General features: G+C 73.0%; 18 protein-coding genes. 3 read left to right on the top strand and 15 right to left on the bottom strand.

Going from position 1 to position 21,782, the window contains the following annotated elements:
• Nucleotides 1-36: 36 nt before the first annotated feature.
• Both OG802_RS25340 and OG802_RS25335 read right to left on the bottom strand, forming a co-directional pair.
• Entirely contained in the window at nucleotides 37-1,182 is a 1,146-nt protein-coding gene (locus OG802_RS25340; RefSeq protein ID WP_329417385.1) for an RNA polymerase sigma factor, read from the bottom strand.
• A gap of 8 nt (nucleotides 1,183-1,190) precedes the next feature.
• Nucleotides 1,191-1,598 carry a YciI family protein gene (locus OG802_RS25335; protein ID WP_329413940.1) on the bottom strand — a complete coding sequence of 136 codons (408 nt, stop codon included), beginning with the start codon at nucleotides 1,596-1,598 and terminating at the stop codon, nucleotides 1,191-1,193.
• 249 nt (nucleotides 1,599-1,847) lie between these two features.
• Between OG802_RS25335 and OG802_RS25330 the strand changes: the two genes are divergently transcribed.
• A complete protein-coding gene (locus tag OG802_RS25330) occupies nucleotides 1,848-2,633 on the top strand; it encodes a serine protease (RefSeq protein WP_329413939.1) in 786 nt (261 codons plus the stop codon).
• Between the two features lie 201 nt (nucleotides 2,634-2,834).
• Here OG802_RS25330 and OG802_RS25325 read toward each other — a convergent pair whose 3' ends face one another.
• From OG802_RS25325 to OG802_RS25275, 11 genes are all read right to left on the bottom strand, one after another.
• Entirely contained in the window at nucleotides 2,835-4,214 is a 1,380-nt protein-coding gene (locus tag OG802_RS25325; protein ID WP_329413938.1) for a hypothetical protein, read from the bottom strand.
• 54 nt (nucleotides 4,215-4,268) lie between these two features.
• Complete coding sequence (cimA, locus tag OG802_RS25320; RefSeq protein WP_329413936.1) at nucleotides 4,269-5,873, bottom strand: citramalate synthase; 1,605 nt, start codon at nucleotides 5,871-5,873, stop codon at nucleotides 4,269-4,271.
• A 309-nt stretch (nucleotides 5,874-6,182) separates the two neighbouring features.
• Complete coding sequence (locus tag OG802_RS25315) at nucleotides 6,183-6,797, bottom strand: TetR/AcrR family transcriptional regulator (RefSeq protein WP_329413934.1); 615 nt, start codon at nucleotides 6,795-6,797, stop codon at nucleotides 6,183-6,185.
• 79 nt (nucleotides 6,798-6,876) lie between these two features.
• Nucleotides 6,877-7,914 carry an agmatine deiminase family protein gene (locus tag OG802_RS25310; RefSeq protein WP_329413933.1) on the bottom strand — a complete coding sequence of 346 codons (1,038 nt, stop codon included), beginning with the start codon at nucleotides 7,912-7,914 and terminating at the stop codon, nucleotides 6,877-6,879.
• 25 nt (nucleotides 7,915-7,939) lie between these two features.
• On the bottom strand, nucleotides 7,940-9,631 hold the full coding sequence (locus OG802_RS25305) for an urease subunit alpha (RefSeq protein ID WP_443055457.1): 1,692 nt from the start codon (nucleotides 9,629-9,631) through the stop codon (nucleotides 7,940-7,942).
• Entirely contained in the window at nucleotides 9,610-10,308 is a 699-nt protein-coding gene (gene ureA, locus OG802_RS25300; protein WP_329413929.1) for an urease subunit gamma, read from the bottom strand. The genes OG802_RS25305 and ureA overlap by 22 nt, the downstream gene beginning before the upstream one ends.
• Before the next feature lie 181 nt (nucleotides 10,309-10,489).
• A complete protein-coding gene (locus OG802_RS25295; RefSeq protein ID WP_329413926.1) occupies nucleotides 10,490-11,578 on the bottom strand; it encodes a branched-chain amino acid aminotransferase in 1,089 nt (362 codons plus the stop codon).
• Between the two features lie 272 nt (nucleotides 11,579-11,850).
• A complete protein-coding gene (locus tag OG802_RS25290) occupies nucleotides 11,851-12,894 on the bottom strand; it encodes a 3-isopropylmalate dehydrogenase (protein ID WP_329413923.1) in 1,044 nt (347 codons plus the stop codon).
• A gap of 168 nt (nucleotides 12,895-13,062) precedes the next feature.
• Nucleotides 13,063-13,194, bottom strand: coding sequence for a hypothetical protein (locus OG802_RS25285; RefSeq protein ID WP_329413920.1), 132 nt, complete (start codon nucleotides 13,192-13,194; stop codon nucleotides 13,063-13,065).
• A 307-nt stretch (nucleotides 13,195-13,501) separates the two neighbouring features.
• On the bottom strand, nucleotides 13,502-15,133 hold the full coding sequence (gene pruA, locus OG802_RS25280) for an L-glutamate gamma-semialdehyde dehydrogenase (RefSeq protein WP_329413918.1): 1,632 nt from the start codon (nucleotides 15,131-15,133) through the stop codon (nucleotides 13,502-13,504).
• A gap of 59 nt (nucleotides 15,134-15,192) precedes the next feature.
• Nucleotides 15,193-16,119 (bottom strand): proline dehydrogenase family protein, encoded by a 927-nt coding sequence (locus tag OG802_RS25275; RefSeq protein ID WP_329413916.1) that lies wholly within the window; start codon nucleotides 16,117-16,119, stop codon nucleotides 15,193-15,195.
• 128 nt (nucleotides 16,120-16,247) lie between these two features.
• Here OG802_RS25275 and OG802_RS25270 point away from each other — a divergent pair, with 128 nt between their 5' ends.
• Nucleotides 16,248-17,450 carry a PucR family transcriptional regulator gene (locus tag OG802_RS25270; protein ID WP_329413914.1) on the top strand — a complete coding sequence of 401 codons (1,203 nt, stop codon included), beginning with the start codon at nucleotides 16,248-16,250 and terminating at the stop codon, nucleotides 17,448-17,450.
• A 20-nt stretch (nucleotides 17,451-17,470) separates the two neighbouring features.
• Here the strand turns inward: OG802_RS25270 and OG802_RS25265 are convergent, their stop codons facing one another.
• Complete coding sequence (locus OG802_RS25265; protein WP_329413912.1) at nucleotides 17,471-18,079, bottom strand: TetR/AcrR family transcriptional regulator; 609 nt, start codon at nucleotides 18,077-18,079, stop codon at nucleotides 17,471-17,473.
• Between the two features lie 97 nt (nucleotides 18,080-18,176).
• On the opposite strand from OG802_RS25265, the gene OG802_RS25260 reads away from it, so the two are divergent.
• A complete protein-coding gene (locus OG802_RS25260) occupies nucleotides 18,177-19,694 on the top strand; it encodes an MFS transporter (protein WP_329413910.1) in 1,518 nt (505 codons plus the stop codon).
• A 360-nt stretch (nucleotides 19,695-20,054) separates the two neighbouring features.
• Here the strand turns inward: OG802_RS25260 and serA are convergent, their stop codons facing one another.
• On the bottom strand, nucleotides 20,055-21,644 hold the full coding sequence (gene serA / locus OG802_RS25255) for a phosphoglycerate dehydrogenase (RefSeq protein WP_329413908.1): 1,590 nt from the start codon (nucleotides 21,642-21,644) through the stop codon (nucleotides 20,055-20,057).
• Between the last annotated feature and the right edge of the window lie 138 nt (nucleotides 21,645-21,782).

Here is a 21,782-nt window from a genome sequence, read left to right as displayed (position 1 = left end):
CGCCCGCCCGGCGGGCCGCGGGCCGGGCGCGCCGCGTCAGCTCCGCAGGCGGGCGTTGAGCCGGGCGGCCTGGCGCGTCAGGTGGTCGCGTTCGGCGAGGTCGGACGCCTGGTGGGCCGCCTCGGCGTACAGGCGCGCCGCCCTCGCCGGGTCGCCGTCGCGCTCGTGGAGGTACGCCGCGACCGCGGTGTGACGGGGCAGCGACGCGTCCAGCGCGGCGAGCGCCGCGAGACCGGCGCGCGGTCCGTCGGCCTCGCCGACGGCGACCGCGCGGTTCAGCCGGGCGACCGGGTTGCCGGTCAGGGCCACGAGTTCGTCGTACCACTCGACGATCTGCACCCAGTCGGTCTCCTCGGCGGTGGGCGCGTCGGCGTGCAGGGCGGCGACGGCGGCCTGGGCCTGGAACTCGCCCAGCCGGTCGCGGGCGAGCGCCCCCTGGAGGACGGCCACGCCCTCCGCGATCGCCGCGGTGTCCCACCGGCCGCGGTCCTGCTCGGCGAGCGGCACCAGGCTGCCGTCGGAGGCGGTCCGGGCGGCGCGCCGGGCGTGGTGGAGCAGCATGAGGGCGAGCAGGCCCGCCGCCTCGGGATGGTCGACGGCGGCCGCGAGCTGCCGGGTGAGCCGGATGGCCTCGGCGGCGAGGTCGACGTCGCCGGAGTAGCCCTCGTTGAACACCAGGTACAGCACGCGCAGCACGGTGGCGACGTCGCCGGGACGGTCGAACCGGACGTCGGAGACGGTGCGCTTGGCCCGGCTGATGCGCTGCGCCATGGTGGCCGCGGGCACCAGGTAGGCGCGGGCGATCTGGCGGGTGGTGAGCCCGCCGACGGCGCGCAGGGTGAGCGCGACGGCGGACGACGGCGTCAGCGACGGGTGGGCGCACAGGAAGTACAGCCGGAGCGTGTCGTCGGCCGTGGGCGGGGGGCCGGGGGCCGGCTCCTCGTCGACGCGGTCCTCGCGCCGGCGGCGGGCGGTGTCCGCCCGTCTCGCGTCGAGGAACCGGCGCCAGGCCACGGTGATCAGCCAGCCCTTGGGATCGCGCGGAGGGTCGTCCGGCCAGACGCGCAGCGCCTCCAGGAGCGCGTCCTGGACGGCGTCCTCGGCGGCCGCGAAGTCGGCTCCGCGGCGGACGAGGACGGTGAGCACGTTCGGCATGAGGCCGCGCAGCAGTGCCTCGTCCATCGTGGCGGTCACTCCGTGACGGTGCAGTGCTCGCCCATGAGCGGGCGCACCTCGAGCCATTCGTGGATCGGCCTGCCGCCGGCCCCGGGGGCGGCCGACAGTTCGCCCGCGACCTCCAGGGCCCGTTCGTAGCTGTCGACGTCGATGATCGTCCACCCGGCGATGAGGTCCTTGGTCTCGGCGAAGGGACCGTCGGTGACCGGCGGGCGGCCCTCGCCGTCGTAGCGCACGAACGTGCCCTCGGGGGCGAGCGCCTGGCCGTCGACGAATTCGCCGGTGTCCCGCAGGCGGTCGGCGAAGTCGTTCATGTACCGGACGTGGGCCGAGATCTCCTGCGGGGTCCAGTGCTCCATGGGGACGTCGTTCACCGGGGCCGGGGCGCCTCGGTAGTGCTTGAGCAGCAGGTACTTGGCCATGGCGGTTCTCCTCCGTGCGGTGTGCGGCCCATTGTGGCCGCGTTCGCACCGGGGACGGAGCCGGACGCGGGTTCTCGACATCGCCGTCCGGTGGCCGGATCGCCTCTTGTGCGCGGGGCGGCACGGTTCGCATAATCCAGCCATGGTTTTGACCTGACCATGTCAGGAGGAAGAGCGATTCTTTACGCGTGTCGCATGCATTGACATGCGCACGTCAGCGCAGGGCGACCCCCCACGGAGGGCAGCACCTTGAAGAAGCTCCTCACCGCACTCAGAAGATGCGCCGTCGTCGGCGCGGCCGCGCTGGCGATCGCCGGCCTCCAGCCCGTCCCGGCCGCGCAGGCGGCCCCCGCGCCCGTCGTCGGCGGGACCCGCGCCGCACAGGGCGAGTTCCCGTTCATGGTCCGGCTCTCCATGGGCTGCGGCGGGGCGCTCTACACGCAGCAGATCGTGCTCACCGCCGCCCACTGCGTCGGCCGGACCGGCGCCGACACCGGCATCACCGCCACCGCCGGCGTCGTGGACCTGCAGTCCACCGGCGGCCGGGTCCAGGTCAGGTCCGCCTACGTCTACCGCGCCCCCGGTTACAACGGCAACGGCAAGGACTGGGCGCTCATCAAGCTCGCCTCGCCGATCACCACCCAGGCCACCCTGAAGACCGCCACCACCCCGCAGTACAACACCGGCACCTTCACCGTCGCCGGGTGGGGATCCGCGTCCGAGGGGGGCGCCCAGCAGCGCTATCTCCTCAAGGCCTCCGTGCCCTTCGTGAGCGACGCGACCTGCCGTTCCTACCGGGGATACGGCGGACTCGTGGCGAGCGACGAGATCTGCGCCGGGTACGCGGCCGGCGGCACCGACACCTGCCAGGGCGACTCGGGCGGCCCGATGTTCCGCCGCGACGACGCCGGCGCCTGGATCCAGGTCGGCATCGTGAGCTGGGGCATCGGCTGCGCCCGGGCCAACGCCCCCGGCGTCTACACCGAGGTGTCCACCTTCGCCTCCGCGATCGCCTCGGCGGCCGCCTCGCTCTGACCCGCACCCCGGCGCGCCCGGCCGCGACGTCCCCCGGCCGGGCGCTTCCCCGGCAGAGCGTCGGCAGCGCTTCCGCCGGCCCCCGGCACACCCCCGGCAGCCCCCCACGGGGTCCACGGGCCCGGCGCCACCGCACTCAGCGGCGCCGGGCCCGTACCCGCGCCGCGGGTACGGGGTGGGCTGCGGGTGCGGGCCGCCCGGTCAGAACCCTCCGCCGAAGTCGCCGCCGCCCCCGCCGCCGAAGTCCCCGCCGCCCCCGCCGCCGAAGCCGCCCCCGAAGTCGCCGGGGTCGAAGTCCGCGCCGGAGACGTCGCCGCCGTCGTAGCCGCCGCCGAAGTCCCCGTAACCGTCGCCGTAGCCGGCCGCGTACGAGGGGGTGGCCATCATCGAGCCGAGCATCGTGCCGACGAGGAGGCCGGGCAGGATGCCGCCGCCGAAGTAGCCGCCCGCCCAGGGGCCGTAGGCCGGACCGGCCTCCCAGTACGGGCGCCGACCGTAGTCGCTGTCGACCTCGCGGATCACGGGGTCCCGGCCGTCGGCCAGCCGGGTCGCGTCCGCCGCGCAGACCGGGACCTCGCGGGTGGCCCCGCCCGGCGGCGTCCAGGTGGCGTCGGCGACCGAGGGGCCGTGGCGGGGATCGAAGAAGCAGGGCGGACGGCGCTCGGGCAGCGGCCTGCCCTCCCTGCGGGCCGCCAGCGACGCCAGGGAGAACCGGCCGTCCTCCAGCGCTTCCGTGACGGCCCGGACGTCCTGCGGTTGGCCCGCCGCCGCCATGGCCGCCTTCGCCCGCTCGTAGGCGTCCAGGGCGCGCTCGTAGTCGGCGCGCATGGCGTCGTCGGCGCCCGCCTCGGCCGGATGGAAGTCGAGGCGGTCGAGTTCCTCGCCGAAGGCGGTGATGTCCTCGTCCACGACGACCCGCAGCCGGTCGAGCGCGGCCCGCTGCTCCTCGGCCCGGCGCCGGCGGCCCCGCCGCACCAGGGTGTACGCGCCCGCCCCGCCGGCCGCCAGGACCGCGCCCGCGACGATCAGCCCGGAGGACGAGATCCCCCCGCCGCCGCCCGGGGAACCCCAGCTCGCGGGGGCGGAACCGCCCATGCGGGTGAGGGCGCGGTCGGTGAAGTCGGTCAGCTGGGTCGCGGCGTCCCCCTCGCCGTCGACGCTGCCCACCAGGTTGCGCACGGCCGTCCGCGGCAGGACCGAGGAGTCGGCGCGGGCGTCGAAGCGGTCGCCCAGGCGGATCGCGTACAGACCGGTCACGCCGGTCGCGGTGCGCAGGTCGCTGAAGAGTCCGGCCGTGGGATAGCCGGCCGGGAGGACCGCGATGAACAGCGGTTTGTCGGCGTCCTCGATCCGCCGCTCCAGGGCGCGCTCCTGCGCCGGGGACAGCTGCCCGGCCGCCTCGGGGTCGACGTAGACCGGATCGCGGCGCAGGGAGTCGGCGATCGTCGAGACGCCCGTGGCGGCGGCGGCCCGCGGGGCGCCCGCCCCCCACACGGTCCACACCGTGAGGGCGGCGAGCACCAGCGCGAACAGCGCGCCGGTGAGGGCTCGGGCCCGGCGGGCCGAGAGCACGGCCTTCATCCTTCGACGCTACCGCGAACTCTCACCGGGCGGGCGCCGGCCGCCTCCCGGACGTCACTGCGCCGGGTCCACGCCCGCCCGCAGCAGTCCGTAGGTGTACGCGTCCTCCAGGGCCTGCCACGAGGCGGCGATGACGTTCTCCGCCACGCCCACCGTGGACCACTCCCCCGTGCCGTCGGTCGTGGAGATCAGCACGCGGGTGGTGGACTGGGTGCCGTGGACGCCCTCCAGGATGCGGACCTTGTAGTCCACCAGGTCGAGCTTGGCCAGCTGGGGGTAGATCTTCTCCAGGGCCACCCGCAGGGCGCGGTCGAGGGCGTTGACCGGGCCGTTGCCCTCGGCCGTCGCGACGATGCGCTCGGCCTTGGCCCAGAGCTTCACGGTGGCCTCGTTGGCGTGGGTGCCGTCTGGGCGGTCCTCGACGATGGCGCGCCAGGACTCGACGTCGAAGTACTTCAGCGGCCGGCCCTCGACCTCGGCGCGCAGCAGGAGTTCGAAGGAGGCGTCGGCCGCCTCGTAGGTGTAGCCGCGCAGCTCGCGCTCCTTGACCCGCTCCACGACCCGGCCCACCAGCTCGCGGTCGCCGCCCAGGTCGACGCCCAGCTCCTTGCCCTTCAGCTCGATGGAGGCCCGGCCGGCCATGTCGGAGACCAGCATGCGCATGGTGTTGCCGACCTGCTCGGGGTCGATGTGCTGGTAGAGGTCGGGGTCGACCTTGATCGCCGAGGCGTGCAGCCCGGCCTTGTGGGCGAACGCCGAGACGCCCACGTAGGGCTGGTGGGTGGACGGCGTGAGGTTGACGACCTCGGCGATGGCGTGCGAGATGCGGGTCATCTCCCGCAGGCGACCCTCGGGCAGCACCTTCTTGCCGTACTTCAGCTCCAGGGCGGCGACCACCGGGAACAGGTTCGCGTTGCCGACGCGTTCGCCGTAGCCGTTCGCCGTGCACTGGACGTGGGTCGCGCCCGCGTCCACCGCGGCGAGGGTGTTGGCCACCGCGCAGCCGGTGTCGTCCTGGGCGTGGATGCCGAGGCGGGCGCCCGTGTCGGCGAGCACGGTCGAGACGACGGCCTGGATCTGCGCCGGGAGCATCCCGCCGTTGGTGTCGCACAGGATGACGACGTCGGCGCCGGCCCCGGCGGCGGCCCGGACGACCGCCTTCGCGTACTCGGGGTTGGCGCGGTACCCGTCGAAGAAGTGCTCGCAGTCGACGAAGACCCTGCGGCCCTCGCCCCTGAGGAAGGAGACCGTGTCGCTCACCATGGCCAGGTTCTCGTCCAGGGTGGTGCGCAGCGCCAGTTCGACGTGCCGGTCGTGGGACTTCGCCACCAGGGTGATCACGTCGGCGCCCGACTCCAGCAGCGCCCTGACCTGCGGGTCCTCCGAGGCCTTCGCACCGGCCCGGCGGGTCGCGCCGAAGGCGACCAGCTGGGCGTGCCGGAAGGCGATCTCCTCCTGCGCGCGGGCGAAGAACTCGGTGTCGCGGGGGTTGGCGCCGGGCCAGCCGCCCTCGATGAAGCCCACGCCGAAGTCGTCCAGGTGCCGGGCGATGGCCAGCTTGTCGGCGACGGTCAGGTTGATGCCCTCCCGCTGCGCGCCGTCGCGCAGGGTGGTGTCGAACACGTGGAAGGAATCGTCGAGTTCGCTCGGTGCGGTCATGGTCTGAAGACTCCTGTGTCGGATCTCGGTCGTTACCGGAATGACCGGCTCCACCGTCCCCCCATGGTCCCCCGCGCGCGCTCGCTCCCGGCTGTGGGTGGGCCAGAAAAGCGAAAAACCCCTCGCGGGTGCGAGAGGTCTGCGCGCGGGTCGAGGACGACGATGGCCGCTCGTACCTGGTCGTACGGAGCGGTCACTGCGGACCGGCGCGCCTGCTGCCAATAATCATGGCGAACGAGAGCACGGGGGCAGTTTTGCACAGACCGCCCTCGTGCTCACGGGGTGTCTCAGGATGCGAACAGCGCGTTCTCAGGCGTCGGTGAGCAGGCTCCCGGCGAGGAACTCCCCGACGTGTGCGAGGACCTGCGCGCGGTCCGTGCCGCGCAGGCCGACGGCGACGTGGATGGAGAACCCGTCGAGCAGGGCCCGCAGCCGGGCCGCGAACCGGTCGGGGTCCACCTGCCGGAACTCGCCGCGGGAGGTCCCCTCCGCGAGCAGGGCGACGAGGTCGCGGTGCCAGGCGCCCTCGATGGCCGCCTGGCGGTCGCGCGCGTCCGTGTCGTCGGCGGCGTTCTGCGAGCGGTTCCAGACCTCCAGCCAGAGCGTCCAGTGCGGGTCGCGGTGGCCGTCGGGGACGTACAGGCCGACGTAGGCGTCGAGGCGCTCGCGGGCGGGCGCGGCGCGGGCCAGGAGCCGGGCGCGCTCGGCGCCGAGCCGGCCCTCGCTCCACTCCAGGGTGCGCAGCAGGAGTTCGTCCTTGGAGTGGAAGTAGTAGAGGAGATGGCCGCTGCTCATGCCGACCCGGCGGCCGAGCGCCGCCATGGTGAGCTTCTCCAGACCGCGTTCGGCGATCATCCCCATGGCGGCGGCGAGGACGTCCTCGCGGGGCGGGGCGTTCCTGCGTGCCCGTGCCGCTGCGGCCATGTCCCCGCTCCCCTGCTCTCGCGTTCTCGTGCTCGCGTGCTGTCGTGCTGTCGCGCTCTTGCTCGTCGTCGGCCGGGGGTCAGACCCTCGGCTGCTGCTGGGTGACGCAGTGGATGCCGCCGCCGCCGGAGAAGATCGTACGGGCGTCCACCGGTGTCACCGTGCGCCGCGGGAACAGCCGCCGGAAGACGTCCGCGGCGAGTTCGTCGCGCGGGTCGCCGAATCCGCAGAGCACCACGCCGCCGTTGCAGAGGTAGTGGTTGATGTAGGACCAGTCGACCCAGTGGCCGTCGGCCTCCAGCACCGTCGGGGCGGCGACCTCGACGACCTCCAGCCGGCGGCCGCGCGCGTCGGTCTGCGCCCGCAGCAGTGCGACGGCCTCGCGGGTCACCTCGTGGTCGGGGTGCGCCGTGTCCGGCTGGCTGTGGGCGACGACGACTCCGGGGCGGGCGAAGGCGGCGACGATGTCCACATGGCCGAGGGTGCCGTAGCCGTGCGGCGGGTAGTCGGCGGTGAGGCCGCGCGGGAGCCAGATCGCCTTGCGGGTGCCGAGCATGGCGTGGATCTCCGCCTCGGTCTCCTCCCGCGTCCATCCCGGATTGCGCTCGGGGCCGAGTTGCACGGTCTCCGTCAGCAGGACCGTGCCCTCGCCGTCGACGTGGATCGCGCCGCCCTCGTTGACCAGCCGCGAGGCGTAGGTCCGGGCTCCCGCGAGGTCCGCCACGGACGCGGCGATCTTCGCGTCGTGCTCCCAGCGGGCCCAGGGCTGGGCGCCCCAGCCGTTGAACGTCCAGTCGACGGCGGCCAGTTCACGGCCGTTCGTGAGGAACGTGGGGCCGATGTCGCGCATCCAGGCGTCGTCGAGGTCGCGTTCCACCGTGTCGACGTCCGGGCCGAGGAGGGCGCGGGCCCCCGCCGACCGGCCGGGGCCGCACACCACGGTCACCGGCTCGAAGCGGCGGACGGCGCGGGCCACCTCGGCCCAGGCGGCGCGGGCGGCGGCCAGGCCGTCGGGGTCGTCGAAGGTGGGGTTGGGGCCCGGCCACGCCATCCAGGTGCGTTCGTGCGGGGCCCACTCGGCGGGCATGCGGAAGCCGGCGGCGGCTGCCTTGCTCATGGGACGGTCCTTGGTCGGTGGGGCGTCAGAGGAAGTAGAGGCGGTTGAGGGACACGGACTGGGCCGGCCCGGAGCGCAGCGGCTCGCCGTCGAGGGTGACCAGGCCGGTGCGCCCGTCGACGTCGACGGTTCCGGTGCGCGAGTTCAGGCGCAGGTCGGCGGGGCCGATGCCGCGGGTGCCGTGCACGGCGACCCGGCGGCGGCGGGTGGGCATCGAGTCGTTCCCCCGGTCGAGGGCCGCCCGGGCGACGAAGGCGACGGAGAGGTCGGCGGGGGTGGCGCCGTACGCCCCGAACTGCGGGCCGAGGACGAGGGGTTCGCAGGTGTCGGTGGCCGCGTTGGGGTCGCCGGTCACCCCGTAGGCGGGGAAGCCGGACTTGAGCACGAGTTGCGGCTTGGCGCCGAAGTACTCGGGGCGCCACAGCACGATGTCGGCGAGCTTGCCCACCTCGAGGGAGCCGACCTCGTGCGACAGCCCGTGGGCGATGGCGGGGTTGACGGTCAGCTTGGCGATGTAGCGCAGGACGCGCTCGTTGTCGTGGTCGTCGTGCGGGGCGCCGGACTCGGCCTTCATCTTGCCGGCCATGGCGAAGGTGCGGCGCACGGTCTCGCCCGCGCGGCCCATGCCCTGCGCGTCGGACGAGGTGATGCCGATCGCGCCCAGGTCGTGCAGCACGTCCTCGGCGCCCATCGTGCCGGCGCGGATGCGGTCGCGGGCCATGGCGGCGTCGCCCGGCAGGTCGGTCTTCAGGTCGTGGACGGCGACGATCATGCCGTAGTGCTCGGCGACGGCGTCCCGGCCGAAGGGCAGGGTCGGGTTGGTGGAGGAGCCGATGACGTTCGGCACGCCCGCCATCTTCAGCACGTTGGGCACGTGGCCGCCGCCGCAGCCCTCGATGTGGAAGGCGTGGATCGTGCGGCCCTCCAGGACGCCCAGGGTGTCCTCGACCGAGAGGCATTCGTTCAGCCCGTCGCTGTGCAGGGCGACCTGGACGTCGTGTTCCTCGGCGACGCGCAGCGCCGTGTCCAGCGCCCGGGTGTGGGCGCCCATGTCCTCGTGCACCTTGAAGCCGCACGCGCCGCCCTCGGCCAGCGCCTCGACGAGCGGGGCGTCGCGCGAGGACGAACCGCGGGCGAGGAAGCCGATGTTGACCGGCCAGGCGTCGAAGGCGCCGAACGCGTGCCGCAGCGCCCAGGGCGAGTTGACCCCGACGCCCCACACGGGCCCGAACTCCTGCCCGATGACCGTCGTCACGCCGGAGGCCAGCGAGGCTTCCATGACGCGCGGCGACAGCAGGTGGACGTGGGTGTCGACGGCGCCCGCGGTGGCGATGAGCCCCTCGCCGGACACGATCGAGGTGCCGGTGCCGACGACGACGTCCACCCCGTCCAGGGTGTCGGGGTTGCCGGCGCGTCCGATCGCGTGGATGCGGCCCTCGCGGATCCCGATGGAGACCTTGCGGATCCCCTGCACCGCGTCGATCACGACGACGTTGCTGATCACGACGTCGCAGGTGTCGCGGACGGCGGCGGCCTTGAGGTGCAGGCCGTCGCGGGCGGTCTTGCCGAAGCCGGCGAGGAACTCGTCGCCGGGCAGCTGGGAGTCGGACTCGACACGGACGACGAGGCCCGAGTCGCCGAGCCGGAGGCGATCGCCGGCGCGCGGGCCGTGGGTGGCGGCGTACTCGTGCGGGTTCACGCCCTCGCCCCCAGGTATCCGCAGGCGGCGGCCCGGCGCAGGGCCTCTTCGCGGGCCCCCGGGGCGTCCAGCGGCCCGTCGACGAGTCCGGCGAAGCCGATCGCCACCCGTTCGCCCCCGATGGGGACCAGGCCGACCTCGGCGCTCTCCCCGGGCCCGAACCGCACGGAGGACCCGGCGGGGACGGCGAGCCGCATCCCGTAGGCGGCGGCCCGCGCGAAGTCCAGCCGCGGGTTGGCCTCGAAGAAGTGGAAGTGGGACGTCACGGAGACGGGCACGGCGGCGGTGTTGACGACCGTCAGGCGCACGGCCGCCTCGGGCTCGGCGTGCGCGGGTCCCGGCAGCAGCGCGCCCGGCCCGAGGCCGTCCGGTCGCCGGGCGCCCGCGCCGCCCGCCCCGATCGGGTCGCGGACGACGGCGAGCCGCGAGCCGTCGTCGAAGACGGCCTCGACGTGCACCTCGGTGACGACGTCCGCGACGCCCGGCAGGACGTCGTCCGGGCCGAGGACGGACCGGGCCCGCTCGATCGCCTCGGCGAGCCGGAGGCCGTCGCGGGCGGCCTCGCAGACGGCGTCGGCGACCAGCGCGGTGGCCTCCGGCACGTTGAGCCGCAGCCCGCGGGCCCTTCTCGCGCGGGCCAGCTCGGCGGCCCCGAAGAGCAGCAGCCGGTCCCGCTCGGTGGGGGTGAGTCGCACAAGGCCTCCCTGAACGTTCTTAGAACGGCACTCTAAACGTTCCGCTCGATGATCAGAAGACCTGGCGGCGACTTTTAGAACGCCGCTCGATAGCGAGGGCGCGGCGGCGTGCGGGGGGCGGAAACGCCGCAGGGCCGCCCGGTTCGGGGGCGGCCCTGCGGCGGCGTCGGAGGCGCCGGGATCAGCCCAGGCGGTGCATCCAGCCGTGCTTGTCCTCGGCGGTGCCGCGCTGGATGTCCAGCAGGGCCTGCCGCAGCCGCAGGGTGACCTCGCCGGGCTCGCCGCCCGACTGCCGCCACTCGCCGCCGGTGCGCTTGACCGTGCCGACCGGGGTGATCACGGCCGCGGTGCCGCAGGCGAAGACCTCCCGCAGCGCGCCGCTCTCGGAGTCGCGCTGCCACTGGTCGACGGAGACGCGGCCCTCCTCGGCCTCGTAGCCGAGGTCGCGGGCGACGGTGAGGAGGCTGTCGCGGGTGACGCCCTCGAGGATGGAGCCGGTCAGCGAGGGCGTGACGATCTTGTTCCCGTAGACGAAGTACAGGTTCATGCCGCCGAGCTCCTCGACCCACTTGCGCTCGACGGCGTCGAGGTAGCAGACCTGGGCGCAGCCCTGTGCGGCGGCCTCGGCCTGGGCGAGCAGGGAGGCGGCGTAGTTGCCGCCGGTCTTGGCGTCGCCCATGCCGCCGGGGACGGCGCGGACGTGGTCCTCGGAGACCCAGATGGAGACCGGCTTGACGCCGCCCGGGAAGTAGGCGCCGGCCGGCGAGGCGATCACGATGAAGAGGTACTCGTTGGCCGGCTTCACGCCCAGGCCCACCTCGGTCGCGATCATGAAGGGGCGCAGGTAGAGGGACTCCTCGCCGCCGTGCGCGGGCACCCAGTCCTTGTCCTGCGCGACGAGCGCGTCACAGGCCCCGATGAACGTCTCGACCGGCAGTTCCGGCATGGCCAGGCGGCGGGCGGACCGCTGGAACCGCTTGGCGTTCTGGTCCGGGCGGAAGGTGGCGACGGAGCCGTCGGGGCGGCGGTAGGCCTTCAGTCCCTCGAAGATCTCCTGCGCGTAGTGCAGGACGTTGGTCGCGGGGTCGAGCGGGATCGGCGCGTACGGAACGAGCTGACCGTCGTGCCAGCCGCGGCCCTCGGTCCACCGGATCGTCACCATGTGGTCGGTGAAGTGGCGGCCGAAGCCGGGGTTCGCCAGGATCGCCTCGCGCTCGGCGGCGGAGAGGGGGCTGGCGGAGGGCTTGAGCTCGATCGTGGGCGTCGTCATGAGTGGTTGTCCTTCACCGGTTGTGTGTGACGGGCCGCGCTCACGTCCGTACGGCCAGTGGCGTGTGCTAGGACGTCCGAGCATTGCCTGATACCGCGGCTCCGCGTTCGATTATCGCAAGCGGGGTGCGCGGAGGAAAACGGCGTGCGTGCGACCCGGGGTCGATGGTGGCACCCGGCAGGACATACGAGAAGCCGCCGGGTGCGATGTGACCCGGCGGCTTCGATGGGGTGCCCCCGCTCCGGGGAGCGGGAGTCGTGCGGTGCGCCGGGTCAGCCGGCTACTCGTGCGGAGAGCGCGTCGCCGATCTCGGAGGTGCTGCGGGCGGGCAGCGCGGCGCGCTCGGCCAGGTCGGCGGAGACGGCGTCCTCGATGCGGACCGCCTCGGCGTCGTGGCCGAGGTGGCGCAGCAGCAGGGCGACGGACAGGACCGTGGCGGTGGGGTCGGCCTTGCCCTGGCCCGCGATGTCCGGGGCCGAGCCGTGCACGGGCTCGAACATGGAGGGGAACTCGCCGGAGGGGTTGATGTTCCCGCTCGCGGCGACGCCGATGCCGCCGGAGACGGCCGCGGCGAGGTCGGTGATGATGTCGCCGAAGAGGTTGTCGGTGACGATGACGTCGAACCGGCCGGGGTCGGTGACCAGGTAGATCGTCGCGGCGTCCACGTGGATGTAGTCCGTGGTGACGTCGGGGAACTCCTGGGCGACCCGGTTGAAGACGTTCGTCCACAGGTGGCCGGCGAAGGCCAGCACGTTGTTCTTGTGGACCAGCGTGAGCTTCTTGCGGGGGCGGGCCTGGGCGCGGGCGAAGGCGTCGCGGACCACGCGCTCGACGCCGAAGGCCGTGTTCACGGAGACCTCGGTGGCGACCTCGTGCGGGGTGCCCTTGCGGATCGTGCCGCCGTTGCCGGTGTACGGCCCCTCGGTGCCCTCGCGGACCACGACGAAGTCGATCTCGGGCTGGCCGGCCAGCGGGGTGGCCACGCCGGGCAGCAGCTTCGAGGGCCGCAGGTTGACGTGGTGGTCGAAGAGGAAGCGCAGCTTGAGCAGGAAGCCCCGCTCCAGGACGCCGGACGGCACGCTCGGGTCGCCGATCGCGCCGAGCAGGATCGCGTCGTGCTGCCTGAGCGCCTCGGCGTCGGCGTCGGTGAGGGTCTCACCGGTGGCGTGGTAGCGCCGGGCGCCGAAGTCGTACTCCTTGGTCTCCAGCTTCACGTCCTGCGGGAGGACGGCGGAGAGGACCTTGAGACCTTCGGCCACGACCTCCTGGCCGATGCCGTCACCGGGGATCACTGCGAGATTGAGGCTGCGAGACATGCGGGAAACCGTACTCCTCGTCCCATGGGATGACACGGACCGTCCGTCATGCGGACAGCGCGTCGCGGGCGCGCGGGGGTGCAGGGGGGCGCGGAGCGGAGCAGGGCGGCGCGGGGCCCGGCGTCCCGTGCGGACGCCCGCGACGCGCCCCTGTTCGGCGACCTGTGCTCAGTGGCCGGTCTCGCCGCCGTTGTCGCGGCGGTCGAGGGCGCGCTGGAGGGCGGCGGCGGCGTTCTTGCGGTCGGACTCGGTGCTGCGGGAGACGTGGCGGACTCGGCGGCGGACGGTCGTCTCGGCCATGGGGAATCGACTCCTTCTGGTTCCGGGGAGTGCGGAAGGGTTGCGAGACACCGGAAGGGGCGGGGAGCGGACCGCAGGGGTTGCCTGCACGGGGCCCGGCTCACGACCGCCGTTCGCTTGATCGAGCGAGACGTTCGGCTCCTACAAAACTAAGGGAGGAGCGCGCGCCTGTCTCTACAGTTACTCGGACTTCCTACTATCTGAGACGGCACGGTCCGATGGAGCCCCCGTCACGGGCGATGGCACGCCGAACGGGCCGGTCGGGGAAGACCGGCCCGTTCGGGGTACGTGCGCGCGTTGTGCGCCGTCAGCCCATGTGCGGGTAGCTGTAGTCGGTCGGCGCGACCAGGGTCTCCTTGATGGCGCGGGTCAGGGTCCAGCGCATCAGGTTCTGCGGGGCGCCCGCCTTGTCGTTGGTGCCGGAGGCGCGGCCGCCGCCGAAGGGCTGCTGGCCGACGACGGCGCCGGTGGACTTGTCGTTGATGTAGAAGTTGCCGGCCGCGTAGCGCAGCTTCTCCATCGTGTACGCGGCCGCCGCACGGTCGCCCGAGATGACCGAGCCGGTCAGCGCGTAGTCCGACACCGACTCCATCTGCGTCAGCATGGCGTCGTACTGGTCGTCCTCGTAGACGTGCACGGCGAGGAACGGGCCGAAGTACTCGGTCGTGAAGACCTCGTTGGCCGGGTCCGTGCACTCGACGACGGTCGGGCGCACGAAGTAGCCGACGGAGTCGTCGTACGTGCCGCCCGCGACGACCGTGCAGGCCGGGTCCGCCTTGGCGCGGTCGATGGCCGCCTTGTTCTTGGCGAAGGACCGCTCGTCGATGACCGCGCCGATGAAGTTCGACAGGTCGGTGACGTCGCCCATGGTCAGCTGGTCGACCTCGGCCGCGAACTCCTCCCTGAAGCCGGAGTTCCAGATCGACGCCGGGATGTAGGCCCGGGAGGTCGCGCTGCACTTCTGGCCCTGGTACTCGAAGGCGCCGCGGGTGAGGGCGGTCTTCAGCACCGCGCGGTCGGCGCTCGGGTGCGCGACGACGAAGTCCTTGCCGCCGGTCTCGCCGACCAGCCGCGGGTAGGAGCGGTACTTCTCGATGTTGGCGCCGACCGTCTTCCACAGGTACTGGAACGTTTTGGTGGAGCCGGTGAAGTGGATGCCGGCGAGGTCGCGGTGGTTCAGGGCGACCTCGGACACCTCCAGGCCGTCGCCGGTGACCAGGTTGATGACGCCCTTGGGCAGCCCGGCCTCCTCCAGGAGCCGCATCAGCAGCACGGCGGCGTGCGTCTGCGTCGGCGACGGCTTCCACACGACGACGTTGCCCATCAGCGCGGGCGCGGTCGGCAGGTTGCCCGCGATCGCCGTGAAGTTGAACGGCGTGATCGCGTAGACGAAGCCCTCCAGCGGGCGGTGGTCGAGACGGTTCCAGACGCCCGGGGAGTTGGCCGGGGGCTGCTCGGCGAGGATCTGGCGGGCGTAGGCGACGTTGAAGCGCCAGAAGTCGACCAGTTCGCAGGGACAGTCGATCTCCGCCTGCTGGGCGGTCTTCGACTGGCCGAGCATGGTCGACGCGGCGAGCGTCTCGCGCCAGGGGCCGGAGAGCAGTTCGGCGGCGCGCAGGATGATCGCCGCGCGGTCGTCGAACGACATCGCGCGCCAGGCGGGCGCGGCGGCGAGGGCCGCGTCGATCGCGTCCTGGGCGTCCTGGCGGGTGGCGTTGGCGTAGGTGCCGAGGCGGGCCTGGTGGTTGTGCGGCTGCACGACGTCGAACCGCTCTCCGCCGCCCATCCGCCGCTCGCCGCCGATGATGCAGGGCAGGTCGACCGGGTTGCCGGCCAGCTCCTTGAGCTTGGCCTCCAGCCGGGCGCGCTCCGGGGAGCCGGGGGCGTAGCCGTGCACCGGCTCGTTGACGGGGGTGGGGACCTGGGTCACAGCGTCCATGAGTTCAGTGACTCCTTACTGAGCGGTGTTGCGGGCGGTGTGGCGAGCGGGGGTGGGGCTCAGCCCTTGCTGACCATCGAGCGGAGGAAGAACCGCAGGTTGGCGGGCTTCTCCGCCAGACGGCGCATGAAGTAGCCGTACCAGTCGGTGCCGTAGGCGGTGTAGACGCGCATGCGGTGGCCCTCGGCGGCCAGGCGCAGGTGCTCGTCGCCCCTGATCCCGTACAGCATCTGGAACTCGTACTCGTCGAGCTTGCGGCCGGCCCGGCGGGCCAGTTCCTGCGCGATGGAGATCAGGCGCGGGTCGTGGGACCCGATCATGGGGTACCCCTCGCCCTCCATCAGGATGCGCAGGACCCGGACGTACGCCTTGTCGATCTCGTGCCTCTGCTGGTACGCGACCTCCGCGGGCTCCTTGTACGCGCCCTTCACGAGCCGGACCCGGCTGCCGCTCGCGGCGAGGCGGCGGGCGTCGGCCTCGGTGCGGAAGAGGTAGGCCTGGATGACGCAGCCGGTCTGCGGGAAGTCCTTCCGCAGCTCCTCGTGGATGGCGAACATCGAGTCGAGGGTGGTGTGGTCCTCCGCGTCCAGGGTGACGGTGGTGCCGATGGCGGCGGCGGCCTCCACCACCGGGCGGACGTTGGCGAGCGCCAGCTCGTGCCCGCCCTCCAGCGCCTGCCCGAACATCGACAGCTTGACGGACATCTCGACGCGGTCGCCGAGCGCCGGCCCCGCCAGACGGTCGATCAGCGCCAGGTAGGCGTCGCGGGCGGCGCGGGCCTCGTCTTGGGTCGTGATGTCCTCGCCGACGACGTCCATCGTCAGCTCCAGCCCCTGGGCGGTGCGCTCCTCGATGATCGGCACGATGTCGTCGACGGTCTCACCGGGGATGAAGCGGTCCACGACCTGTTTCGTCACCGGGGCCGCCGAGATCAGACGTCGCATCCGGTCGCTGCGCGACGCGGCGAGAATCACGGGACCCAGCACGGGGCACCTCCACAAACCAGCAGACAGAACCACCGTGAAACCTAAGGATCCCTCCGATCCTGAGCCATCGACAGCTGTCACGCATCCGTGCCGCAGATCTCAGACAGATGTATGAAGCGCCTGGGGGAATGGGGGAGAATGCCCCTGTGACGGCCGATGCTGCATCCTCCTCCCACGCGGGCGACTACCAGGAGCTCGTCGACGAGATCTCGGCGCTGCTCGGCGCCCCCGCGACCCTGGAGAACCGCGACTTCGAGCTGATCGCGTTCGGGGCCTACGACAGCGACGACGAGCTGGACGCGTCCGCGCTGGACCCGGTGCGCACCCGCTCGATCCTGACCCGGCGCTCGACGGCCGCCGTGCGCACGTGGTTCGAGGGCTTCGGCATCACCCGCGCCACCGGCCCGGTCCGCATCCCGCCCACCCCGGCGGCGGGGGTCCACCGCGGGCGCGTCTGCCTGCCCGTACGGCACCGGGGGGTCGCCCTCGGCTACGTCTGGCTGCTGGACGACGACCCCGGGCCCTCGGACGCCCAGCTCGCGGCCGCGATGGAGGTGACCGCGCGGATCGGCGCCCTGCTCGCGGACGAGGCTCAGCACGGCGCGGACCTCACCCGGGAGCTGCGGGCGGTGCTCACCGCCGGCCGCGGCTGGCCCCGGGACATGGCGGTGGCGGAGCTGCGCACCGCGCTCGGCGCCCGCGCCGACGCGTCGCACACGGTGGTGTGCGTGGCCCCGTGGCCGTCCGCCGACCCGGACGAGGCGCCCTCGCTGCGCACCCTGCCGGGGGCGACGGCGCTGTGCACGGTGCCGTGGGCGACGACCGGTCAGTGCCTGGCGGTGCTGGTGCGGCTGCGTTCCGCGGACACCCTCACCCCGGCGACCTCCGCGGCGGCCCGGCTGCTGGAGCGGGCGGCGGGGGCGGCGGCGGGGGTGGCCGCCGGTCGGGTCGGGCTGGCCGGGCTCGGGGCGGCCTGGGAGGAGGCGTCGGCGTCGGCGCGGGCCGCGCTGGCGGAGCCGCGCCTCGGCCCGGTCGCGCGGTGGGCGTCCGTCGGCCCCTACCGGCTGCTGACCTCGCTGCCGCCCGAGGTCGCCCGGGATCCCGGCGTGCTGCCCCTGCTGGCGCCCGCCCAGCGGGAGCTGGCCCGCACCGCCGAGGTGTACCTCGACTGCGCGGGCCAGGCCGGCCGCACGGCCGCCGAGCTGGGCATCCACCGGCAGACGCTCTACTACCGGCTGTCGCGGGTGGAGCAGTTGACGGGCCTCGACCTGGACGACGGCGAGGACCGGCTGCTGCTGCACATGACGCTGAAGGCGGCCCGGCTGCCCTGACCGGCCGCGCCGGAGGCGGATCAGTCGCGCGGATCGCGCGGATCGCCCGCGGCGCCCGCGATCACCCGCCGCAGCCCCTCGGTGAGCTGCTCCGCGCCGGTCGCCGACGGGGGGTCGAAGAGCCACTGGACCATGAGCCCGTTGAGCAGGGTCTGGTAGAAGCGGCCCTCCGACTCGACCGTCTCCTTGTCGAGTTCGCTCTCGGGGACGCCGGTGAACATGGGGACGATCCCGGCGCGGCCCTGCTCCTGCGCCACGGCGAGCAGCGAGCGCACCTCCTGCAACCGGTCGGCGTAGAGGATGACTTCGAGGCTCAGCATCCACACCCCCCGGGCCTCGGGCATCGACCGGATGATGTTCGCCCAGACCTCCTGGAAGCGCTCCAGCGACCTCGGCGCCGACGAGCTGTCGCCGCCCGCGCCCCAGCCGGGGTCGAAGGTGTCGCCGAGGCCCTCGATCAGCGAGACGTAGGCCTGCACGAGCAGGGCGTCCTTCGATCCGTAGTGGTAGCCGATCGACGCGAGGTTGGTCCCCGACTCCTTGACGATGTCGCGCGCCGTCGTGCGCACGAAGCCCTTGTCCAGCAGGCAGCGCCGGGCGCCTTCGAGCAGATCCTCACGGTGTCCCATGCCCGACACCCTACTCCGGATCCATACAGCCGTCCTAGACGCATGATTTATACAATCGTTCTAGACAACCGTTTAAGACGCCCGTACAGTCGTCGCCATGACGAACCCGACGAGCACCGCCACACCCCCGGCCGCCCGCGCCGGACGACGCGAATGGACCGCCCTCGGCGTGCTGATGCTGCCGCTGCTGCTGGTCTCCATGGACGTCTCGGTCCTCTACTTCGCGATCCCCGCGATCAACGCGGACCTGCACCCCAGCGGCACCCAGCAGCTGTGGATCTTCGACGTCTACGCGTTCGTCCTGGCCGGGCTGCTGATGACGATGGGCTCGCTCGGCGACCGCATCGGCCGCCGCAGGCTGCTGCTGATCGGCGCGGCCGCCTTCGGCGCCGCCTCGCTGACCGCCGCCTACGCCGACAGCGCCGGAACGCTGATCGCCGCCCGCGCGGTGCTCGGCATCGGCGGCGCGACCCTGATGCCCTCCACGATGGCCCTGATCCGCACGATGTTCGCCGACCCCGGCCAGCGCGCGAAGGCGATCGGCCTGTGGTCCGGCGTCATGACGGGCGGCATCGCGCTCGGCTCGGTGATGAGCGGCGTCCTGGTCCAGTACTTCTGGTGGGGCTCGGTCTTCCTGGTCAACCTGCCCGCGATGGCCCTGCTGCTGGTGCTCGGCCCGGTCCTGCTGCCCGAGTCGCGCGACCCCGCCCCGGGCCGCTTCGACTGGCCGAGCGTGCTGCTGTCGATGGCCGCCGTGCTCCCCGTGATCTACGGCCTCAAGGAGATCGCCGCGCAGGGCTGGCACACCGACCACGTCGTCTCGATCACCCTGGGCCTGCTCTTCGCCGCCCTCTTCGTCCACCGCCAGCGCACGACGGCCGACCCGATGATCTCCCCCGCCCTGTTCCGCGGCACGGGCTTCGGCCCCGCCGTCGTCCTGAACCTCGTGTCCTCGTTCGGGATGCTGGGCTCGGCGTTCTTCACCACGCAGTACCTGCAGTCGGTCCTCGGCAGGAGCGCGCTGGAAGCGGCGCTGTGGGCGCTGCTGCCCTCGGTCCCGATCGGCGCGGCGGCGCCCCTGGCCACCTCCCTGGTCCAGAAGGGGGTCGACCGGGCCCACGTGGTCACCGCGGGCTTCGTGACCGGCGCGGCCGGCTACGGCCTGCTCACCCTCGCCGGCACCGACTCGATGTGGCTCGTCCTCACCGCGTGCGGGGTCCTCGCCTCCGGGATCGTCATGGTCCTGTCCCAGATGACGGACCTGGCGCTGGGCACGGCCCCCGTCGAGCGCGCCGGCTCCGCGTCCTCCCTCCTGGAGACGGGCACCGAGTTCGGCGGCGCGCTGGGCATGGCGGTGCTGGGCTCCATCGGCACCGCGATCTACCGCCACGAGATGCCGGCCTCGGCGCCGGCGGAGGCCCGCGAGACCCTCGGCGGCGCCCTGGCCACCGCCGCCCACCTGCCCGGGCGCACGGGAGACGCCCTGGCCACCGCCGCCCGCGAGGCCTTCACCCACGGGATGCAGGGGGCGGCGATCGCGGGAGCGGTGATCCTCGCGACGGCGGGAATCGCGGCGACGGCGACACTGCGACGAAGCCGCGTAGGCGGCGCATAACCGCACAGCACAAACAAGACGCCGGACGGGCCGGATCACTCCAGCCCGCCCGGCGTACACCTTCATCGAGCCCGGTCGGCGTGCACCTTCAAGCCGGGGTCGAATATCCCAGCCCGTCTTACGTGCCCCTTCAAGCCGGGGCCGGACATCTCAGCCCGTCTTACGTGCACTTTGAGCCCGGGTCGGACATCCCAGCCCGTCTTACGTGCACTTTGAGCCCGGGTCGGACATCCCAGCCCGTCTTACGTGCACTTTGAGCCCGGGTCGGACATCCCAGCCCGTCCGGCGTTTGAGGACAAGGCCCGTTCAGGGCCGGAGCGGGGGCCCGGGGGCGGCAGCCCCCGGACCGTGCGGCGAACCTCAGACGAGGTTCACGGCACGAGCAGACGTCGCGCCGATCTCCTCCGCCACCTCCGCCAGCACCGCGGCCGGCACCGTGTCGTCGACCGTCAGCACGGCGAGCGCCTCGCCGCCGGCCACCGCGCGGGCGACCTGCATGCCGGCGATGTTGATCCCGGCCTCGCCGAAGACCCGGCCGACCGTGCCGACGACGCCCGGCCGGTCCTCGTACCGCAGGACGACCATGTGGTCGGCGAGCGCGAGGTCGACGTCGTACTCGCCGACCGCGACGATCTTCTGGAGGTGCTTGGGGCCGGCCAGCGTGCCGGACACCGACACCTCCTCGCCGTCCGAGAGGGTGCCGCGCACGGTGACGACGTTGCGGTGGTCGGCCGACTCCGAACTGGTCGTCAGCCGCACCTCGACACCGCGCTCCTGCGCGAACAGCGGGGCGTTGACGTAGGACACCGTCTCGTCGACGACGTCCTCGAAGACACCCTTGAGGGCCGACAGCTCCAGCACCTTCACGTCGTGCTGGGTGATCTCGCCGTACACCTCGACGTCGAGGCGGACGGCCACCTCGCCGGCCAGCGCGGTGAAGATCCGGCCGAGGCGCTCGGCGAGCGGCAGACCGGGCTTGACGTCCTCGGCGATGACGCCGCCCTGGACGTTCACCGCGTCGGGGACCAGCTCACCGGCGAGCGCGAGGCGTACCGAGCGGGCGACGGCGATGCCGGCCTTCTCCTGCGCCTCGTCGGTGGACGCGCCGAGGTGGGGGGTGGCCACGACCTGGTCGAACTCGAACAGCGGGGAGTCGGTGCAGGGTTCCTTCGCGTACACGTCGAGTCCGGCGCCGGCGACCCGGCCCTCCTTCAGCGCCGAGTACAGCGCCTCCTCGTCGACGATGCCGCCGCGCGCGGCGTTGACGATCCGCACGCTCGGCTTGACCTTGCGCAGCGCCTCGTCGCCGATCAGGCCGACCGTCTCGGGCGTCTTGGGCAGGTGGACGGTGATGAAGTCGGAGACCTCGAGCAGCTCGTCCAGCGACAGCACCTTGACGCCCATCTGCGCGGCCCGCGCGGGCTGCACGTAGGGGTCGTAGGCGACGACCTTCATCCCGAAGCCCGACATGCGCTGCGCGACGAGCGCGCCGATACGGCCCAGGCCGACCACGCCGAGCGTCTTCTCGGCCAGCTCGACACCCGTGTACTTGCTGCGCTTCCACTCGCCGTTCTTCAGCGCGGCATTGGCCTGCGGGATGTGGCGGGCGGTGGCCAGCAGCAGACCGCAGGCCAGCTCGGCGGCGGTCACGATGTTCGAGGTGGGGGCGTTGACGACCATCACGCCGGCCTTGGTCGAGGCCGACACGTCGACGTTGTCCAGGCCGACGCCGGCCCGCGCGACCACCTTCAGCCTGCTCGCGGCGGCGATCGCCTCGGCATCCACCTTGGTGGCCGAGCGGATCAGGATCGCGTCCACGTCGGCGATGGCCGGGAGCAGTTCGGCCCGGTCCGCTCCGTTGCAGTGCCGGATCTCGAAGTCCGGGCCGAGCGCGTCCACGGTGGCGGGCGACAGCTCTTCAGCGATGAGTACGACAGGTTTCGAGCTCACGTGAGTCCTCACAAGTCCAGAGCGTGCGGACGGCCGTCCCGACGGCCGCAGGCGGAGGGAGGGGCTAGCCGCGTGGAAGACGCACGACGCTGTGGGCCTGAACGCGAATGTAGGCAGCAGTGTAGTGCTGCGACGGAG

The sequence above is a fragment of the Streptomyces sp. NBC_00704 genome (genome assembly GCF_036226605.1).
Lineage (GTDB): Bacteria > Actinomycetota > Actinomycetes > Streptomycetales > Streptomycetaceae > Streptomyces.
The sequence above is the reverse complement of the archived record's forward strand: the minus strand, read 5'-3'. Positions and strand labels throughout refer to the sequence as shown.

What these genes read in the sequence shown, in the direction of transcription:
- OG802_RS25270 (WP_329413914.1), top strand. Translation starts at nt 16,248, where the DNA reads ATGGGGGAGAATGCCCCTGTGACGGCCGATGCTGCATCCTCCTCCCAC.
- OG802_RS25335 (WP_329413940.1), bottom strand. Translation starts at nt 1,598, where the DNA reads ATGGCCAAGTACCTGCTGCTCAAGCACTACCGAGGCGCCCCGGCCCCG.
- cimA (WP_329413936.1), bottom strand. Translation starts at nt 5,873, where the DNA reads ATGACCGCACCGAGCGAACTCGACGATTCCTTCCACGTGTTCGACACC.
- OG802_RS25325 (WP_329413938.1), bottom strand. Translation starts at nt 4,214, where the DNA reads ATGAAGGCCGTGCTCTCGGCCCGCCGGGCCCGAGCCCTCACCGGCGCG.
- OG802_RS25265 (WP_329413912.1), bottom strand. Translation starts at nt 18,079, where the DNA reads ATGGGACACCGTGAGGATCTGCTCGAAGGCGCCCGGCGCTGCCTGCTG.
- OG802_RS25260 (WP_329413910.1), top strand. Translation starts at nt 18,177, where the DNA reads ATGACGAACCCGACGAGCACCGCCACACCCCCGGCCGCCCGCGCCGGA.
- OG802_RS25295 (WP_329413926.1), bottom strand. Translation starts at nt 11,578, where the DNA reads ATGACGACGCCCACGATCGAGCTCAAGCCCTCCGCCAGCCCCCTCTCC.
- OG802_RS25290 (WP_329413923.1), bottom strand. Translation starts at nt 12,894, where the DNA reads ATGTCTCGCAGCCTCAATCTCGCAGTGATCCCCGGTGACGGCATCGGC.
- OG802_RS25310 (WP_329413933.1), bottom strand. Translation starts at nt 7,914, where the DNA reads ATGAGCAAGGCAGCCGCCGCCGGCTTCCGCATGCCCGCCGAGTGGGCC.
- OG802_RS25285 (WP_329413920.1), bottom strand. Translation starts at nt 13,194, where the DNA reads ATGGCCGAGACGACCGTCCGCCGCCGAGTCCGCCACGTCTCCCGCAGC.
- OG802_RS25315 (WP_329413934.1), bottom strand. Translation starts at nt 6,797, where the DNA reads ATGGCCGCAGCGGCACGGGCACGCAGGAACGCCCCGCCCCGCGAGGAC.
- pruA (WP_329413918.1), bottom strand. Translation starts at nt 15,133, where the DNA reads ATGGACGCTGTGACCCAGGTCCCCACCCCCGTCAACGAGCCGGTGCAC.
- OG802_RS25340 (WP_329417385.1), bottom strand. Translation starts at nt 1,182, where the DNA reads ATGGACGAGGCACTGCTGCGCGGCCTCATGCCGAACGTGCTCACCGTC.